Origin of the sequence: Paenibacillus oralis (assembly GCF_003863965.1) — a bacterium.
Lineage (GTDB): Bacteria > Bacillota > Bacilli > Paenibacillales > Paenibacillaceae > Fontibacillus > Fontibacillus oralis.
In genome coordinates, this window is record NZ_RRCN01000001.1 from 1,827,256 (window position 1) to 1,844,228 (window position 16,973).

Below are 16,973 nucleotides of genomic sequence, written 5' to 3' on the forward strand. Positions count from 1 at the left end.
CATCCGTCAATTTTAATTTTCCACATAGTTGTTTACGTCCTCTTAAATTTGAAATAATAACCGTAAATCAATCCAGTTACCGCCGCGTGTACGGACGTATAGCCGCCTATTAATAACTTTACCGACGCGGAACCTCATGGGCCCATGTCCTCGATTTCGAGCCTGATGTTTAAGTCGCGTAACCAGCGGCACCAACCCGTAACCTCGCGGAAATGGTACGGCTTTGGGGGGATTTCGAAGTCCAGCGCGCTTAATTGTTCCGCCGTCGCGTCAACCATATCGTTGGCCCATTTCCGGTTGATACGTGAGAATACGGCGAAGAAAATCGAGGGATCAATGGTTACATGCCGTGCGGTACGGGCCATGCCGGGGGTGACTTCGATAAGGTTCGTTCGGCAGTTACGAAAAAGCCCAATTTCGTAAACTGGTACAAGGATAATAGAGCTCATAGCGAAATCTCCTATAATTTAATAACGTTATTTTGTTATCCACATATATAACAATATATCGTTATCCAGGCATTGTCAATCCCTATTTCGATATTTTAAAATAACGTTATGGAGGCGATTTTATGGCTCGAACAGTTGTTTCAAGGGTCGGAGAAATTCTCAAACGGAGAGGAATGACACAATTACAACTCGCGGAAAAAACGGAACTCCGTCCAAGCACGATAAGCGAAATAGTCAGAGATTCGCGAACAGTAATCAATAAGGAGCACTTAGCGAAGATCGCTGACGCGCTCGAAATCGACGACATATCAGAATTGATCATATTAGAAAAGGAGTAGGCCATTTTCACTTGTCAGTAAAAAACAAACCTAATAATATGCAAAATGTACATACCGGCCGTCGAATGTTGAGTTCGCGGCTTTTTATCGTGCGTTTTCCGTGGAATTTACGGTAATTTTAGGCGTTTTGGGCACGGGAGAGTTATCGGAAGGGTTGCGGCAAGGTGCGGTGAAATAGTGGAAATAAAAACGCCAGTTTTGCGGCAAAGGCTCCGCAGGTGCTGGCGAATTACATAGTGTGGTAAATTTTTACTAGATCCCTTAAAGTAACTTAGATAATAGCTCAAAACCGGGATCAGTGCTTGACAAAATAAATTATGACTTTGGCTCTGAGGTGGCTGTCTATTGCGTTCGTGTCTTGGTATTCCCTGTATGCTGCTTTGCACGATTATCCCTTTAGTTCAGGGGTAGAGGGTGGGGCTAATCACGGTCCTTTCATTTTTCCCGGTGTCTTCCCCCGTTCCTCCCGTCAGGTCTGCTTCACTTCTCCTAAACTTCCTTCTCACAAACCTGTCTAACGATCTCGAGCATGTCTGCTCTCCCAAACCTATTTTCTTCTCCTGAATTTATCTTCCTCTCAGCTTCCGGATCAAACGGGATAATCGTGCAAAAGCGTCCGGACAGCGGATGTTGATCTGCCGACCAACCCACCGCCTTCCCTGTCCTCAAGCTTTCAATACCCTTCCAATATTTCTTCCCACGATCGGTTACCGACTTGACTGTCAAGCGCTGATGATTAGGTTGAGTTAGATAATTCTTCATTTATATCTGAAATAAATTAAATTTCTGATTTAGCATCTTGCAGTACGTCTAAGTTTACGTCTTCTCTCCGGCTCATTTATTCATAATAAAAGCCTTCTACGCGATTATAACGTAGAAGGCTCAGAATCATTCAGTTATGTACAAATCATAATGATGCGGTTTGTGTATAATGGCGGAGAGGGTGGGATTCGAACCCACGCACGCCTTGCGACGCCTAGTTGATTTCGAGTCAACCCCCTTGGGCCTCTTGGGTACCTCTCCACAGCAATATTTATTGTACCATAGATCTTGTAGCATTGCAATAGAATGATACAAACCGTTTTATCCAAATTATGTAAACCCCCTCCTCCGCCAAGACAGCAAAAAACGCCGAAAACAAAAAAACAATCTACACCGTGCATATCTTAGCAAGGAAGGCTGCTTTTGGGTTTTCTCAGCGTCTCCACCCTTAGGCATTATTCACTTTTGGGACGAGTGCTGCTTTGGCATGCTGCCGGTAGCAAAATCATTCCAAAAATCGGGATTCCCGATCGACACATAACTGGCCCCGCTTCGGAAGGCCGTGTCGATCTCCTCCTGATTGCGGATTAGCCCTCCTGCTATCAACGGCTGGTCAATCCTCTGCTTGAACTCGCGGATAATACGCGGCATAAGCCCAGGCATCAGTTCCACCTCATCCGGGTCGCAATGCTGGATCATGCGAATCGCCGTTTCCACCGCTGCCGAATCGATCGCAAATACCCGTTGAATCGACTTGATGCCAACCTGTTTTGCCGCCACAACCATATTGCTTTTTGTCGTGACAATGCCGTCGATGGCGAACATTTCGGCCAAATACTCGATCACCGAGGCATCCCGGCCGATTCCACCCACCATTTCGACATGGACGTAAATCTGCTTGTTCTTTTTGCGTAATTGCTTGACGATCTCATCCAGCGTCATTATGTTGCCCGCCATCAAAATAACGCGCTCGACTTTACCGTCCACAGCAGCAGAGATCATGATGTCTTGAGTAATGGAGGCGATAATTGGATAGCCACTCATGCTTCTCACCTCTTCCCCCGTTCTGAACTTAGCATACTGCCGATATATTAAGGAAATGCGGGCCTTTTGTTCAAATGATGTAAAAAGAGGCGCATTCGGCGCCATAAGCGTCGAACCACCTCTGCCGGGAACTATATAAGTTGAACTAATGATTATACGGATACGGGCAGCCGGGTGAAATGTTCTACAATTGGGTTTACACGTGTAACCCTATGCTTCCGATGGCCCTTAATCCGTCTGCTCAGGGGGCTGCTGCTCCGTTTCCTGCAGTGCCGCCGCGGAACGCAGCACCTTGCGCATGTTTTTTTCGAACTTGGCGCGAGGCACCAGTACGCTGTGCTTGCAGCCTACGCATTTAATGCGGATATCCATCCCCATGCGGATGATTTCCATTTCGTTGCTCCCGCACGGATGGTTTTTTTTCATTTGCACAATATCGCCCAATTGAAAAGATTTTCGCTCCATGGCCCTTCCCCTTTCTACACGCATTAATCCCTACCCTAACTCTGCTGCCCTATTGTACTCCCTTCCCCAACTCCGCATCCTCCAAAGCTTCCTTGGCGAAGGTTTGAATCAAGCGCTCCACCTCCGTACGTTTCGATGGCGAACATTCCGCGGCGATCCGAATGACGTATTCGCTGGACGACATGGATTGGATGCCAAGCACGTTTGGCGCCTGGGAAACCTCCGGATGGTTCTTCTTCAGTTTCTCCATCGCAGCTTTCAGCAGCTCTATACTCTCCTCCAGCCTGCGGGTTTGACTAAACGACAAGTCAACAACGGCCAACGCGTTCCCAATCGAATAGTTCGTAACGTTGGTAATCGTGCCGTTTGGTATAATGTGCACCTCCCCGGTCCAACTGGCCAGCCGCGTTGAACGCAGACCGATCATCTCCACCGTTCCTTTATATGTGCCGGTCTGAATGACGTCCCCCACCGCAAATTGATCCTCCAATATAATGAAAAAGCCGGAAATCACATCTTTGACCAAAGCCTGTGCGCCAAACCCGATCGCCAATCCCAATACACCGGCGCCCGCCAACAGCGGCCCCAATTGAAAACCGATCTCCCCCAGCACCAGCATCAACAAAATAAAATTCGCCGTAATGGACGTTATATTTTTCATTAACTCCCCTACGGTCACCAGTCTGCGGGGATTCATTTGCAGCCGGTTCTTTTCCCTCCGCTCCAAGGAACGGTCGATCAGGCGATAGATCACCTTTACAAATAAGCGGGTTAAAATAAAGATAAGCAGTATTTTCAATGCGGAAATCAGCACGTCTTGCCACATATCCATGTCCGAAAACCAGTTCCAAACTTTATCCTTCCAGGTAACAGCGGCATTCAGCATTTCATCCGTTGGCATCTCCAACCACATTGCATCTATCATCCTTTCGAACAAATCCTGACGGATTATAGCTCTATGCTATCATAGCCCATCGGCCGCGGCGAGTAAATGCCTCGAATTTCCACTGTTTCGCTGCGAATGATCTCCTTCACCCTTTCCAAAGCCTCTGATGGAAAACGGATCGATAAGGCGCAGCCTGCGGTAATCTCCTTGGGCGTCGGGCACAAATCGATGTCTATCTCGGCATATTCCAACAGCATTTCGGCACGCAAAGCTTGCTGCGTTGAATCAAAGGCCATCACCAGCCACACTTCCCCCACCGTCGTTCCCCCTTTTTTAAATACATGACTATAGTCCGAGTATATAATCCCGGTTTCTTCCATATACTATCTACTAAATCTACGAACTGTTTTTGACGTTATTTTACTTGAGGAAAGGGAGATTCCATGTCACAGCTTCAGCCGTCAATTTCAGGCCAACAAATCCCGTATTTAAAAATCGCCCATACCGAGCCAGGAATTCATTCCGCCATCATTCATCGTCTGCTTCTGCATTTTGCCCAAATCGCTCCCGGACAGGAGATCGTCGTTATCTGCATTGGGACAGACCGTTCGACCGGAGATTGCCTTGGCCCTTTGGTAGGCACTTCTCTCGCAAAATATAATTGCCCGCAATTCCATCTTTTCGGGACGCTTGACGAACCCGTTCATGCCATGAATCTCAAGGATACACTCGAGCTCATCAACCGCACTTTCGACGATCCGTTTATCATCGGTATTGACGCCTGCCTCGGCCAAACGTCGAGCGTCGGGTCGATCCAGGTTGTTCAAGGGCCGTTGCGTCCCGGCGCGGGAGTAAATAAAGAACTGCCGCCGGTCGGCGATATCCATCTAACGGGCATCGTCAATGTCGGCGGCTTCATGGAATATTTTGTATTGCAAAACACGCGGCTTAGTCTTGTGATGCGGCTTTCGGACATCATTGCCAATTGCGTTTACACCGCGATCAAAGAATGGAATCGAAACCTTACTCCTTTATCGCGGCGAGGGCAATAGCTTCCTGTTCTTCCGGAGATAACGCGTGCGATGATTCGCCCTTCGACAAAGACTTGGCATATACAAAGGAACCGTCCCGATTGTATATCCCGGTAAGCACAACCCCGTCCTGATCTTCGTTGATAAACGCAATCGAGAAGCTCAGGTCGTTTCCTCGTTCACCAAACGCGTTATACCGTTTAATCCCGATCTTTGCTTTTTGCTTCGGCATCAGACGCTGCAATTCGCCAAGCTGGCGAGCTTGAGTTTCTTGGATATCTTCGATTTTACCTTGCTGCATTTTCAGATCGATGAGCAGGCTTTCCAGGTCCTCAACGCCGGTCCCCTGCATCATCAGATCGTATTTTTTTCTCATCTTCCGCAATTTTCCACCCTGAACCAAATTCCAGACGAACAACCAAACAAACAAAATGATGATTATGCCAACAACCAAAAACAGCTGGTCTAAGATGAGATCATTCCAATCCCGCATGCTATTGTCTACTCCCCTATGCCTAAAATGACTTGGTGATCGATATCAAGGCCGCTGCCAGCGCCTCGATATCGCTGTTCGTCGTATTGTACCCTACGCTGGCCCGAACCGCTCCACCTTCCAATGTCCCGGCCGTTTCATGCCCAAGCGGTGTACAATGATAACCGGCCCGCACGGCGATGCCAAACTCCCGATCCAGTGTAAAAGCCAACTCCGAAGCCTCGTGTCCGGCCATCGTAAAAGCGACGATGCCGGTACGAAGTTTTCCCAGCCCCGGCCCCAATATGGACAGGCCCTTTATGGCAAGCAACTGTTCCATTAATTTCTGTGTTAAGTCCCATTCCTTGCGGTATAAATTTTGGACTCCTTCATTAAGCACGTAGCCCACTCCCGCTCCAAGACCGGCGATCCCCGGCGCGTTCCCCGTTCCGGCTTCATACCGGTCCGGCCGAACTACCGGCTGCTCCGGCTCCTCCGATTGGCTTCCTGTCCCGCCATGCAGTAAAGGCTCCAAATCGATGCCCGGATCGATGTAAAGCCCCCCGGTCCCTTGGGGTCCCAAAAGCCCCTTATGTCCGGGGAACGCCAGCATATCGATTCCCAAGTCCTTGACATCGATCGGATAGGAGCCGGCGGTTTGCGAAGCGTCAAGCAGCACAATCGCCCCTTGTTCATGGGCTATGGCGCTTAACTCTTTTACAGGCAAAATACATCCAAGCAGGTTTGAACTATGCGTACAAACGACCAGTCTTGTGTTGTGACGAAACATGGACCGGACTTGATCAAGATCGATTTCGCCCTGGGGATTCACTTTTGCATAGTCCACCGCGACGCCTTGGATTCGCCGCAAATATTCAAGCGGTCTTCTCACCGAGTTATGTTCAACCATGGTCGCGATGACATGGTCTCCCGGTTTGACCCATCCTTTGATCGCCATGTTCAAAGCTGAGGTCGCATTGGAGGTGAACGCAATGTCATTGGGATTTGAGATATGAAATAAAGTTGCAAGCTGGGCCCGCGTTTTGTACAACACCCGTCCCGCCTGCAGCGCCATACTATGGTTTCCGCGCCCCGCATTGGCAGCTGGTCCATTTAGTATTTCCAACATGGCTTCTCCTACCCCAGGCGGTTTTGGCCAAGATGTGGCTGCATGATCCAGGTATATCACCGGCCTATCCTTCATCCGTCCCCCACATCCTCCCCAGTTCTTTTCCGTCAGACCAAGAATGACATATTCCTCTCTCCTTTAAAGCAAGCCGCTTCACGGAAAAGATGAATATGTCATCGCCCGGTTAACCCAACATATCAAGGATTCTTTGCAAGTCCTGCAAACTGTAATAGTTGATCTCGATTTTCCCCTTATCCTTGTTCGACTTGATTTTGACGGTCGTCTTATAACGTTCCCGCAAATTCTCTTCTACTTCTTCAATATAAGGATCACGTTTTTTGTTGGTGGTTTTTGATTTTTCCTGTTTTTTGCGATCGAGCTGCTGAACGGCTTCCTCCAGGTCGCGAACGCTCCACTCATGATCAATGCACTGTTTGGCCAGCTGTTTAATCGTCGCCGGATCCTTTAATCCAACCAATGCACGAGCATGTCCCATCGACAATGTTCCACGTGAAACATAATCTTTAACTTCATCCGGCAATGTCAGCAGCCGCAAAAAGTTAGCGATATGGGACCGGGATTTCCCCACCTTAAGGGATAACTCCTCTTGGGTAAGTTGGAACTGATCCATCAATCCCTGGTAAGCAACTGCGACTTCCATCGCATTCAGGTTTTCCCGCTGCAAGTTTTCAATGAGCGCGATTTCCATAACCTGCTGGTCGGAAAAAGTTCTTACCACCGCCGGAATCGTCGTATTCCCGCAGTATTGCGAAGCCCGGAACCGCCGTTCCCCGGCAATAATTTCATAACCTTTCAGCACGCTGCGCACGATAATCGGCTGGATCACTCCGTGCTGGCGAATGGATTCAGCCAGTTCCCGTATAGCTTCTTCATCGAAAGTTTTACGTGGTTGATACGGATTGGCACGAAGCTGGTTGAGAGGAACCTCAATGACCTTGTCATCGTCTTGAATAGAAAGCGACGGTATGAGAGCGTCCAATCCTTTCCCCAATCGTTTGCTACTCATAAGAGACCACTTCCTTTGCCAACTCTAAATATACTTCCGCACCCTTAGAGCGTGGATCATACGTAATAATCGATTGCCCATGAGAAGGCGCCTCACTCAACCGAACATTGCGTGGAATAACCGTTTTGTACACTTTTTGCTGAAAATACTTTTTAACCTCTTCTATCACTTGAATCCCAAGGTTGGTGCGTGCATCAAACATAGTCAACAATACACCTTCAATTTGCAGCGAAGTATTTAAATGTTTTTGTACCAGGCGAACGGTGTTCAGCAGCTGGCTTAGCCCTTCCAAGGCGTAATATTCACATTGAATCGGGATAAGCACGGAATCGGCGGCCGTTAACGAATTAATCGTCAAAATGCCAAGGGAAGGCGGGCAATCGATGAGAATGTAATCATACGATTTACGAACCGGTTGAAGCGATTTTTTCAAACGAACTTCACGGGATATCGTAGGTACAAGCTCAATCTCAGCACCGGCCAACTGAATCGTCGCGGGGATAATATCCAAATTTTCGATTTCGGTATGTGCAATAGCTTCTTTAGGATGCACTTCATTAATGAGTACATCGTAGATGCAGTTGGCTACATCCGCTTTATTGATGCCAACGCCGCTTGTCGTATTTCCCTGCGGATCAATATCGATCAGCAGCACCTTTTTTCCAATCGCAGCAAGTCCAGCTCCCAAATTGACGGAAGTCGTCGTTTTTCCGACGCCTCCCTTTTGGTTCGCTATGGCAATGATTTTAGACAATCCAGTTCACCTCAATATAATAGAAGAATCTTCTTGTAGTTCATAAAGATGTTCAAATTCGCCAAGTTGCAGCTACAAAAAGACCAAAAAGCCCCCCGGACGTATCTCCACCCGAGTGTTGATTTCCTAAAAAACCGTGAGCTGGTTTATGGAACAGAAACAGATTGATCCTATCGAATGATTGGGTTGAGGAAAACGTTCCATTCCATGAGCATGTGGCTGAATTTGCGAAAAAGAAGCTGACCAGCAAACCTCGCGGTAAGGGTCAGCGAGCATTCTAGGAACGCTTAGGGATTTGAATGACAATTTCATAATGATCATCGTGATCTTTTTCTTCCGTTTTAATTTGCAATCCTGAACCGGAAACCATATCAATCGATTGACGAATCGTATTCAACGCCAGTCTGACGTCCTTCGTAAATGAGATTCGTTTGGAAGCCGACTTTTTATTCTTCGAAACTTCATTGTAAAAAGCAATTCTGGCTTCGGTTTGTTTCACATTCAATTCCTTGCTGATAATTTCAGCCAGGACTTTCAATTGCAGTTCCTCAGAGTCCAAGGACAGTAGAGCACGCGCATGACGTTCCGTAATTTTCCGTTCCATGAGCGCCGTTTTCACAGCTTCCGGAAGCTGAAGCAAACGAATTTTATTGGCGATGGTCGACTGGCTTTTCCCTAATCTTTGCGCCAGGCTTTCTTGCGTCAACTGATGAAGGTCAATCAAATTTTGGTAAGCCATAGCTTCTTCAATTGAAGTAAGACCTTCACGTTGCAGATTTTCGATCAACGCGATCGATGCGGCCTGGGAATCGTTGAAATCGCGCAAAATAGCCGGGATCGTCTCCAATCCCAATTTTTTGACCGCCCGCCAGCGCCGTTCTCCGGCAATGATCTCATACTTGTCATTCCGATGGCGAACGACAATCGGCTGAATGACGCCGTGAGTCTTAATCGTTTGGCACAATTCATCGATCTTCTCATCGTCAAAAATGGTCCGGGGCTGATAAGGACTGCCGACAATTTCCCCCACCGGGATTTGCTTTACTTCATCGCCGCTGCTCCGTTCGGTTAAACCAAACAATTTAGAAAATTGTTCTTTCATTCCGTCAATTACCACCTAGTTTCATAGTGACATAAGGCCAAGCCTTACGGATAGCATCCCGATATGGGATGGAGAAGCAGTACAATCTTTTTTCCGATATATCTATTCTACCACTTTTTCCTCTATAATCCTATTATCTTCTTTTTAGAACTTAAAAGAATATTGCAGAAAAGAATCCCTCTTAACGAGATGTTTCACGTGGAACATTTTGCTAAGAGGGTGAAACAATTTATACAAGTGGAGACTTGACCGGAGTTCCTGCTTTGCGTGGATACTTTTTAGGCGTTGGGCCTGTTTTACGAATGATGACAAGATGACGATCGGAATTTTCCATAGGCAACGTAAACGGTACGGTGTTCACCCATTGGCCTTTAAGCTGCGACAGGCTGTATGCCGCTTCTTTGACCTCTTCCTCCGGATCGCTGCCCTTCATCGCCACAAAAACACCCCCCGCCTTGGTAAAAGGCAAACAAAATTCATTCAAAACAGCCAATCGCGCGACCGCTCTCGCGGTAACCAAATCATACGAATCCCTTAATCCCTCTTGGCGGCCCAAATCCTCCGCCCTGCCGTGCAGAAGCTGAACATCCTGCAGCCCAAGCTGATCGACAACATGCTGCAAAAATTGGATACGCTTATTTAACGAATCGATGATCGTCAGTTGTAAATGAGGGAAACAAATTTTCAAAGGGATTCCGGGAAAACCGGCGCCGGACCCGATATCCGCCATCGTAACAATCTCCCCCATCGGAATATGAAAAGCGAGGGTAACGGAATCGTAGAAATGCTTAATATACACTTGATGCCGTTCGGTAATCCCGGTTAAATTCATTTTTTCATTCCAGGAAACAAGTTCCTTAAAGTAAGTCTCAAACTGGCTTAGTTGGTTATCCGAAATCTCGATGTCATGATCTTTCAGCAGAGCAAGGAACTCCGATTGTATCGAATCCAATGGTTAGCTCAACCTCCCGCTGCGGTCACACGATTGTAGTGTTCCAAATACACCAGCAAAATGGAAATGTCCGCAGGAGTTACCCCGGAAATCCGCGACGCTTGCCCGATCGAAATCGGGCGAATTTTCGCTAGCTTCTGACGTGCTTCCGTCGCAATCCCTTGAACATCCTCATAGTTGATATTTTCCGGGATTTTTTTCTTTTCCATTTTCTGTAACTTTTCAACGTGAAGCAGCTGTTTTTCAATATATCCTGCATACTTGATCTGAATTTCAACCTGCTCCTGCATTTCTTCATCCAACTCCACATCGGAAGGAGAAAGCGAGCTGATATGCGCATACGTCACTTCCGGCCGACGCAAAATGGTCAGCAAATTGCTGCCGTCCTGGATCGGGGCCGAGCCGACCGACTCGAGCAGCGGGTTGATTTCCGAGGGACGGACCTTCGCCGCTTTAAGGCGTTCGATTTCTTGCTCGACTTTATGCTTTTTATCGATGAAGCGGTCGTACCGCTCTTGGGTGATCAATCCGATCTCGTAGCCAATCGGCGTCAACCGCAGGTCCGCATTGTCATGGCGGAGCAGCAAGCGGTATTCCGCACGGGACGTCAGCAAACGGTAAGGCTCGTTTGTCCCTTTGGTGACCAAATCATCGATCAACACGCCGATATACCCTTGCGAACGATCCAAAATGACCGCCTCTTTGCCCTGCACCTTGCGCGCCGCATTGATCCCGGCCATGATCCCTTGGCCAGCCGCCTCCTCATAACCGGATGTGCCGTTGATTTGCCCTGCCGTAAACAAGCCTGGCAGCCGCTTCGTCTCCAGCGACGGCCACAGCTGCGTAGGAACGATCGCGTCGTATTCGATCGCATAGCCGGTCCGCATCATTTGCACGTTTTGCAGGCCCGGGAGCGTTCGCAGCATTTTCAACTGCACCTCTTCCGGCATGCTCGTGGAGAAGCCTTGCACGTAATATTCGGACGTATTTTTACCTTCCGGCTCCAAAAAAATCTGATGTTTCGGCTTGTCGCTAAAGCGCACGATTTTATCCTCGATGGACGGGCAGTATCTCGGTCCGGTTCCTTCAATGACGCCGGAAAACATCGGGGCGCGGTGAAGGTTATCCTGAATAATCTTGTGCGTTTCTTCCGAGGTATAGGTCAGCCAGCAAGGCAACTGCTCGTTGTCGGAGCTTTTCGTCTCGTAAGAGAAAAACTTCGGTTTTGCGTCGCCCGGCTGAATTTCCGTCTGCGAAAAATCGATCGTATCCTTGTGCACCCGCGGCGGCGTGCCGGTTTTGAAACGAATCAAGTCAAACCCCAGATCCCGCAAGTTTTCCGACAGTTTGACGGATGGCTGCTGATTGTTAGGTCCGCTCTCGTACATCAGCTCGCCCATAATGATTTTGCCGCGCAAATAGGTGCCGGTGGTCACCACAACCGCTTTGGCCCGGTATTCCGCGCCGGTTTTCGTGATCACGCCAACACATTGCCCGTCTTCCACGATCAGTTCCTCCACCATCCCCTGCAGCATCGTCAGGTTTGGTTCCTTTTCCATCGTCTCTTTCATTGTGTGCTGGTACAGGAACTTGTCCGCCTGCGCCCGCAGCGCATGCACGGCCGGCCCTTTCCCCGTGTTCAGCATCCGCATTTGGATGAACGTTTTATCAATATTCCGGCCCATTTCCCCGCCCAGCGCGTCCACTTCCCGCACCACATGGCCTTTCGCCGGACCTCCGATCGAAGGATTGCACGGCATAAAAGCGATCATATCCAAATTGATCGTCACCATCAGCGTGCGGCAGCCCATCCGCGCCGCGGCCAAAGCCGCTTCACAGCCCGCATGACCCGCGCCGACGACGACGACGTCAAAGCTTCCGGCAGCGTATCCCATCACAAACAACCTCCTTATATCCCACAGAAAGAGGAATCTCTATCCGCTTATTTTTGAAAAAATAAATAATTAAAATCTTCTGTATCATCATACCATGAACGGCCTCGGCTGATACGTTCGGAACTTTATTTCCCCAGGCAAAATTGCGAGAAAATCTGATCGATCAGCGCATCCGGCGCCGAATCACCGATCACTTCGCCAAGCTGTTCCCAGGCGAGCCGAACGTCGATCTGCAAAATGTCGATCGGTATCCCGCTATCCGCCGCTTCGTAAGCATCGGCCAGCGACTGCTTCGCTTTCTTGAGCAAGGCGATATGCCGGACGTTGCTGACATAGGTCAAATCATTGGATTCCAGCTGCCCCCCAAAGAACAGGCGCGCGATCGCCTCCTCCAGATGATCCAGTCCTTCCTCCGTTCTCACCGACAATTCCACAATCGATTCCTCTTTAAAATAACGCCGCACAACCTCCCGATCCAATTGCTGCGGCAAATCGATTTTGTTAAGCAGCACGATCGTAGACCGGCCGGCAAGCTGCTCCATCAGAGCGATTTCGTCCTCATGCAGCTCCTCCGCGCTATTGAGTACGAGCAGGATCAAATCCGCCTCGTTCACCGCCGCCTTCGAGCGCTCCACGCCGATTTGCTCGACGACGTCCATCGTTTCGCGAATCCCCGCCGTATCGAGCAATTTCAACGGGATGTTGTTGATCGTCACGTACTCTTCGATCACATCCCGCGTCGTTCCGGGAATGTCCGTCACGATCGCTTTGTTCTCCCGTGCCAGGGCGTTCATCAGCGAGGACTTGCCCACATTGGGCCGTCCCACAATCGCCGTCGTGATGCCTTCGCGCAAAATTTTGCCCTGGCTGGCCGTTTTCAATAGCACGTCGATGCCTTCCGACACTTCCGCGCATTTTTGCTTGATAAACGCCATCGTCATCGACTCCACATCATGCTCCGGGTAATCGATGTTGACCTCGATATGCGCCAGCGTCTCCACCAGCGTTTGGCGCAGCGCTTTGATTTTCCGCGACAAATCGCCTTCCACCTGCTTCAGCGCCACCGAAAAAGCCCGGTCCGACTTGGAGCGGATCAGGTCGATCACCGCTTCCGCCTGCGACAGGTCGATCCGCCCGTTCAAAAACGCGCGCTTCGTAAATTCCCCCGGCTCCGCAAGGCGAATGCCGGGCTGCTGAAGCAGCAGGTCCATCACGCGTTTGACGGAGATGATCCCGCCGTGCGTGCTGATCTCGACCACGTCCTCGGTCGTGAACGAACGGGGCGCCCGAAACACGCTGACCAGCACCTCTTCGAGCTTCTCACCCGTCTGCGGGTCGACGATGAACCCGTAATGGACCGTGTGGGTCTCCGCCTCCGGCAGCGGGGTTTTGGCGCGGAACACACGGTCTACTTCGGCGATCGACTCCGGTCCGCTGACGCGGATGACGGCGATGCCGCTTTCGCCTACGGCGGTGGATATGGCTGCAATCGTATCGCTCAGCATTTTTGTTCACCTCGCTATTTGTTGTTGTAGTTCAAAGAAGAATTTGTGAATGTTGACTCTATGATGGTTCGTGAATGTGACGCTGCGCTGCTCGTTTGATCTTCCGATCGCTGTTGCCATTGGATTGTCTTCATTTAATAACACCCCACAGGGTTACAATCCAATGGCAAAGGCGAACACAGCATATGCTTCCGATGCAGCTTTCCTCCGGAAAGCTTTCACTTCTCCAGATTCAAACGACCCTCTCCGCTATTCCCCATTCACTCAGTCGTTTCTGCATAAACGCCGGCTCACAAAAATGTTTCGCCAGGCATATTCCCGGATCATCGCAAAGCTCGATCCGGCCGATAACTCAACCCTAAGCGCATCCCATAGGGACAGCGCCTCCTTGCACGACAGTCCATCCACTCCGCACCCGTTGCACCTCGGACCCTTCGAAGCATCAACCCGCGCGCCTTGCTCTATCCTAAGCGCATCCCATAGGGACAGCGCCTCCTTGCACGACAGTCCATCCACCCCCGCACCCGTTGCACCTCGGACCCTTCGAAGCATTAACCCTCACGTCTTGATCCACCCTAAGCGCATCCCGCAGGGACAGCGACCTTCTTGCAGGTAGTCGCTCCACCACGCGCATCAGTAACTCTATACTCCCGCTTCCCTGCGATTCCCCGCATAGAGTCAGGAGCACCGAAAGTAGAGCGTGCCCCGAAGGGGCGACAAGCGAGCCGCTCGCCACTGTAACCCCGGGTGCTTCGAAAGCAGCAGTGCCTCCAGCATGTTTTCAGGTTACCCGGGAGCATCCCAAGTAAGACGTACCCGAAGGGGGAAAAGCGTTCCAAGCACGCAGCCAAGCGCATTCCCAAAGGGAACAGCGAGCAGGAGCGCCTCTTTTCCTCCTACGTTACTCCAATTTGCGGGATGCCCAAGGGCAGCGAGCCCTTGGGAGCCCTCCCTTACGGTAAGGGAGGGTTTGGGAGGGTTGAGATATTAAAGGACGCAACAACGTTTTCCCAGGCTTCACGCCGAGCAAACGTCATTGCGTCCCATTCATTTGCTTTGCTTCAGTGTAATAACGACCCGCCGGTTTGGCTCCTCGCCTTTGCTGTACGTTTTGACCTCCGGATGATCCTGAAGTTTGGAATGAATCACTTTGCGCTCCTGCGGCGACATCGGTTCAAGCGTGACTTCTTTTCGCGTACGAACGACTCTTCCGGCCAGCCTTACGGCTAAGTCCTCCAGCGTTTTTTTGCGGCGCTCGCGGAAATTTTCCGCATCCAATACAATACGAATGAAACTATCCGAATAACGGTTGGCAATAATATTCACCAAATATTGCAGAGCATCGAGGGTTTGCCCTCTCCGCCCGATCAAGAGACCCAAATCATGGCCCGAAATGTTTAGCACGGTGTTGTCTTTGCCATGGATGGTCTCGACGTTGAGATCCAGGCCCATGTTCTTGCCGACGTCCCGTACGAATGACGCCGCCTCCTCATAGGGATCCTTGTTCCCCTGATGCGATTCCTCCGCTTCCGCGGAAGAAGACATCGGGGGTTCCGGAGCGCTCCCTTGCGGGGATGGCACTGAATCGGGCTCTTCCAGCAAAGTAAGCTCCACCTTTGCCTCCTTCACCCCGATCAATCCCAGGAATCCTTTTGACGGCTGCTCCAACACGTTTACGGCGACTTTATCCTCGGTGGTGCCGAGCTTGGCCAGTCCTTGTCTAACAGCATCTTCAATGGTTTTTCCCGACGTCACGATTTTATTCATTTCGATTTTTTGGCCTCCTTGGCTCCTTTGCCGGGATGACCGGCTTTCAAATTCGAGCCGCCCCGCTTCTTGCCGGAAGAACTCTCCGTACCACCGCCGGCGGTTGCCACGGCCGGAACCGGGTCCTTCTTACGATAGATGAAGAAGTTTTGCGCGATCGTATACAGGTTGCTGAAAATCCAGTACAGCGGAAGCGCTGCGGCAAAATTGTACGCCATGACAAAAATCAGGATCGGATACACCCACATCATGAACGCCATAGGACCTTGCATCCCCGCCGGGTTTACGTTCGACATCATCTTGGTTTGAATAAATGTCGTAATCGCTGCAATAGCCGGCAAAATAAACAGCTTATCCGGTTCTCCGAGCTGCAGCCACAGGAAGGAATGCTCACTGATCGCCGAATTGTAGTAAATGGAGTTATACAACGCTATAAACACCGGCATTTGAATGATCAAAGGAAAACAACCCGCCATCGGGTTCACTTTGTTCTCCTGGAACAGCTTCATCGTTTCCTGCTGCTGCTTCTCGGGATTATCCTTGTATTTCTCACGAATTTTTTGCAGTTCGGGCTGGATCGCCTGCATCGCTTTGGAGCTTTTCACCTGCTTTAGCGTAAGCGGCAAAATCAACGTCCGAACGATGATAACCATAATCAAAATAGCGATCCCGTATGCGCCGTTAAACCATTCTGCAAACGTATCCAGGGCCAACGAAAAATAGTAAACGACGTTTGCGGTCCACCACGACCCGCTTGTTTTCATGCTTTCCGTCGTGGTAGCCAAATGAGCATTTTGCGGAGCGCAGCCGGCAAGAACCGCCACCAGCCCGACCGCAAGAAGGAGAAGAAGCCATCTTCTTCTGTTCGTCATCAATCGCGACACTTCAAAACCCCTCTCTTAACCTATCCATTCAACGTAAATCATAACATATTTAAAAGGACAAAGAAACAAGCCTCCCTAACGTCCGGAAGCCCGCAGCAACGAGGCTTTCCGAAGCACATGGAGCACGCTTTTTTCCAGTTCTTTATATTCCATCCCGACGGCCCCGCTGCGGACGATTAAGATAAGATCGACATGGTCGCGAATCTCGGCTTCATGCAGGCGCACGATTTCTTTGAGCAGCCTGCGCATCCGGTTGCGGACCACGGCGTTGCCGATCTTTTTGCTGGCGGATACCCCTAACCGAAACCGTTCGATATCCGGCTTATTGGACCAATAAACGACAAGCTGGCGGTTGGCGAAGGACTTTCCGAACCGGTAAATCCGATTGAAGTCGGCCCGGTTTCTTAAACGAAGTTTTTTATGCACGAGTTATCTCCTTGATTCAAACTTCCTGATCGATTTCAAAGGGCGTAACTTCTAAAGTATTATAGACCAACATTTCCGCAAATAA

General features: G+C 49.9%; 18 protein-coding genes and 1 tRNA gene. 2 read left to right on the forward strand and 17 right to left on the reverse strand.

Going from position 1 to position 16,973, the window contains the following annotated elements; all coding sequences use genetic code 11:
- Positions 1–134 precede the first annotated feature (134 nt).
- Entirely contained in the window at positions 135–449 is a 315-nt protein-coding gene (locus EHV15_RS08655) for a hypothetical protein (RefSeq protein WP_128630849.1), read from the reverse strand.
- 122 nt (positions 450–571) lie between these two features.
- Here EHV15_RS08655 and EHV15_RS08660 point away from each other — a divergent pair, with 122 nt between their 5' ends.
- Positions 572–787, forward strand: coding sequence for a helix-turn-helix domain-containing protein (locus EHV15_RS08660; RefSeq protein ID WP_128630850.1), 216 nt, complete (start codon positions 572–574; stop codon positions 785–787).
- A 932-nt stretch (positions 788–1,719) separates the two neighbouring features.
- Here EHV15_RS08660 and EHV15_RS08665 read toward each other — a convergent pair.
- The 5 genes from EHV15_RS08665 to EHV15_RS08685 all read right to left on the reverse strand — a co-directional run bounded on the left by EHV15_RS08665 (position 1,720) and on the right by EHV15_RS08685 (position 4,240).
- Positions 1,720–1,810 (reverse strand) — tRNA-Ser (locus EHV15_RS08665).
- A gap of 198 nt (positions 1,811–2,008) precedes the next feature.
- The gene (locus EHV15_RS08670; RefSeq protein ID WP_128630851.1) at positions 2,009–2,593 is read right to left on the reverse strand and encodes a glycerol-3-phosphate responsive antiterminator; all 585 of its coding nucleotides are present in this window, start codon (positions 2,591–2,593) and stop codon (positions 2,009–2,011) included.
- A gap of 228 nt (positions 2,594–2,821) precedes the next feature.
- Entirely contained in the window at positions 2,822–3,058 is a 237-nt protein-coding gene (locus EHV15_RS08675) for a DUF951 domain-containing protein (RefSeq protein ID WP_128630852.1), read from the reverse strand.
- Between the two features lie 49 nt (positions 3,059–3,107).
- The gene (locus tag EHV15_RS08680) at positions 3,108–3,971 is read right to left on the reverse strand and encodes a mechanosensitive ion channel family protein (protein WP_128630853.1); all 864 of its coding nucleotides are present in this window, start codon (positions 3,969–3,971) and stop codon (positions 3,108–3,110) included.
- A gap of 35 nt (positions 3,972–4,006) precedes the next feature.
- Positions 4,007–4,240, reverse strand: a complete 234-nt coding sequence (locus EHV15_RS08685; RefSeq protein ID WP_246061912.1) for a putative Se/S carrier protein — start codon at positions 4,238–4,240, stop codon at positions 4,007–4,009.
- Positions 4,241–4,387: 147 nt separating this feature from the next.
- Between EHV15_RS08685 and yyaC the strand changes: the two genes are divergently transcribed.
- Positions 4,388–4,996 carry a spore protease YyaC gene (gene yyaC / locus EHV15_RS08690; protein WP_128630855.1) on the forward strand — a complete coding sequence of 203 codons (609 nt, stop codon included), beginning with the start codon at positions 4,388–4,390 and terminating at the stop codon, positions 4,994–4,996.
- Here the strand turns inward: yyaC and EHV15_RS08695 are convergent.
- The 11 genes from EHV15_RS08695 to rnpA all read right to left on the reverse strand — a co-directional run bounded on the left by EHV15_RS08695 (position 4,968) and on the right by rnpA (position 16,888).
- Positions 4,968–5,468 carry a DUF4446 family protein gene (locus EHV15_RS08695; RefSeq protein WP_128630856.1) on the reverse strand — a complete coding sequence of 167 codons (501 nt, stop codon included), beginning with the start codon at positions 5,466–5,468 and terminating at the stop codon, positions 4,968–4,970. The two genes, yyaC and EHV15_RS08695, sit on opposite strands and share 29 nt — an antisense overlap.
- Positions 5,469–5,490: 22 nt before the next feature.
- On the reverse strand, positions 5,491–6,651 hold the full coding sequence (locus EHV15_RS08700) for an aminotransferase class V-fold PLP-dependent enzyme (protein WP_128630857.1): 1,161 nt from the start codon (positions 6,649–6,651) through the stop codon (positions 5,491–5,493).
- 109 nt (positions 6,652–6,760) lie between these two features.
- Complete coding sequence (locus tag EHV15_RS08705) at positions 6,761–7,603, reverse strand: ParB/RepB/Spo0J family partition protein (protein WP_128630858.1); 843 nt, start codon at positions 7,601–7,603, stop codon at positions 6,761–6,763.
- Positions 7,596–8,357: a ParA family protein gene (locus EHV15_RS08710; protein WP_128630859.1), complete on the reverse strand. Its 762-nt coding sequence runs from the start codon at positions 8,355–8,357 to the stop codon at positions 7,596–7,598. Before EHV15_RS08710 ends, EHV15_RS08705 begins: the two co-directional genes overlap by 8 nt.
- 277 nt (positions 8,358–8,634) lie before the next feature.
- On the reverse strand, positions 8,635–9,459 hold the full coding sequence (gene noc / locus EHV15_RS08715) for a nucleoid occlusion protein (protein ID WP_128630860.1): 825 nt from the start codon (positions 9,457–9,459) through the stop codon (positions 8,635–8,637).
- Positions 9,460–9,688: 229 nt separating this feature from the next.
- A complete protein-coding gene (rsmG, locus tag EHV15_RS08720) occupies positions 9,689–10,411 on the reverse strand; it encodes a 16S rRNA (guanine(527)-N(7))-methyltransferase RsmG (protein WP_128630861.1) in 723 nt (240 codons plus the stop codon).
- Between the two features lie 8 nt (positions 10,412–10,419).
- Positions 10,420–12,306 (reverse strand): tRNA uridine-5-carboxymethylaminomethyl(34) synthesis enzyme MnmG, encoded by a 1,887-nt coding sequence (gene mnmG, locus EHV15_RS08725; protein ID WP_128635252.1) that lies wholly within the window; start codon positions 12,304–12,306, stop codon positions 10,420–10,422.
- Between the two features lie 125 nt (positions 12,307–12,431).
- Complete coding sequence (gene mnmE, locus EHV15_RS08730) at positions 12,432–13,811, reverse strand: tRNA uridine-5-carboxymethylaminomethyl(34) synthesis GTPase MnmE (protein WP_128630862.1); 1,380 nt, start codon at positions 13,809–13,811, stop codon at positions 12,432–12,434.
- Between the two features lie 1,047 nt (positions 13,812–14,858).
- Positions 14,859–15,578, reverse strand: a complete 720-nt coding sequence (gene jag / locus EHV15_RS08735; protein ID WP_128630863.1) for an RNA-binding cell elongation regulator Jag/EloR — start codon at positions 15,576–15,578, stop codon at positions 14,859–14,861.
- Positions 15,575–16,462 carry a YidC/Oxa1 family membrane protein insertase gene (locus EHV15_RS08740; protein WP_128630864.1) on the reverse strand — a complete coding sequence of 296 codons (888 nt, stop codon included), beginning with the start codon at positions 16,460–16,462 and terminating at the stop codon, positions 15,575–15,577. Before EHV15_RS08740 ends, jag begins: the two co-directional genes overlap by 4 nt.
- 75 nt (positions 16,463–16,537) lie before the next feature.
- Positions 16,538–16,888: a ribonuclease P protein component gene (gene rnpA / locus EHV15_RS08745; RefSeq protein WP_036618220.1), complete on the reverse strand. Its 351-nt coding sequence runs from the start codon at positions 16,886–16,888 to the stop codon at positions 16,538–16,540.
- Positions 16,889–16,973: the final 85 nt, after the last annotated feature.

Excerpts from the sequence above, each read along its gene's own strand:
- EHV15_RS08655 (WP_128630849.1), bottom strand. The coding sequence starts at position 449 with ATGAGCTCTATTATCCTTGTACCAGTTTACGAAATTGGGCTTTTTCGT.
- EHV15_RS08660 (WP_128630850.1), top strand. The coding sequence starts at position 572 with ATGGCTCGAACAGTTGTTTCAAGGGTCGGAGAAATTCTCAAACGGAGA.
- EHV15_RS08670 (WP_128630851.1), bottom strand. The coding sequence starts at position 2,593 with ATGAGTGGCTATCCAATTATCGCCTCCATTACTCAAGACATCATGATC.
- EHV15_RS08675 (WP_128630852.1), bottom strand. The coding sequence starts at position 3,058 with ATGGAGCGAAAATCTTTTCAATTGGGCGATATTGTGCAAATGAAAAAA.
- EHV15_RS08680 (WP_128630853.1), bottom strand. The coding sequence starts at position 3,971 with ATGTGGTTGGAGATGCCAACGGATGAAATGCTGAATGCCGCTGTTACC.
- EHV15_RS08685 (WP_246061912.1), bottom strand. The coding sequence starts at position 4,240 with ATGGCCTTTGATTCAACGCAGCAAGCTTTGCGTGCCGAAATGCTGTTG.
- yyaC (WP_128630855.1), top strand. The coding sequence starts at position 4,388 with ATGTCACAGCTTCAGCCGTCAATTTCAGGCCAACAAATCCCGTATTTA.
- EHV15_RS08695 (WP_128630856.1), bottom strand. The coding sequence starts at position 5,468 with ATGCGGGATTGGAATGATCTCATCTTAGACCAGCTGTTTTTGGTTGTT.
- EHV15_RS08700 (WP_128630857.1), bottom strand. The coding sequence starts at position 6,651 with ATGAAGGATAGGCCGGTGATATACCTGGATCATGCAGCCACATCTTGG.
- EHV15_RS08705 (WP_128630858.1), bottom strand. The coding sequence starts at position 7,603 with ATGAGTAGCAAACGATTGGGGAAAGGATTGGACGCTCTCATACCGTCG.
- noc (WP_128630860.1), bottom strand. The coding sequence starts at position 9,459 with ATGAAAGAACAATTTTCTAAATTGTTTGGTTTAACCGAACGGAGCAGC.
- mnmG (WP_128635252.1), bottom strand. The coding sequence starts at position 12,306 with ATGGGATACGCTGCCGGAAGCTTTGACGTCGTCGTCGTCGGCGCGGGT.
- mnmE (WP_128630862.1), bottom strand. The coding sequence starts at position 13,811 with ATGCTGAGCGATACGATTGCAGCCATATCCACCGCCGTAGGCGAAAGC.
- jag (WP_128630863.1), bottom strand. The coding sequence starts at position 15,578 with ATGAATAAAATCGTGACGTCGGGAAAAACCATTGAAGATGCTGTTAGA.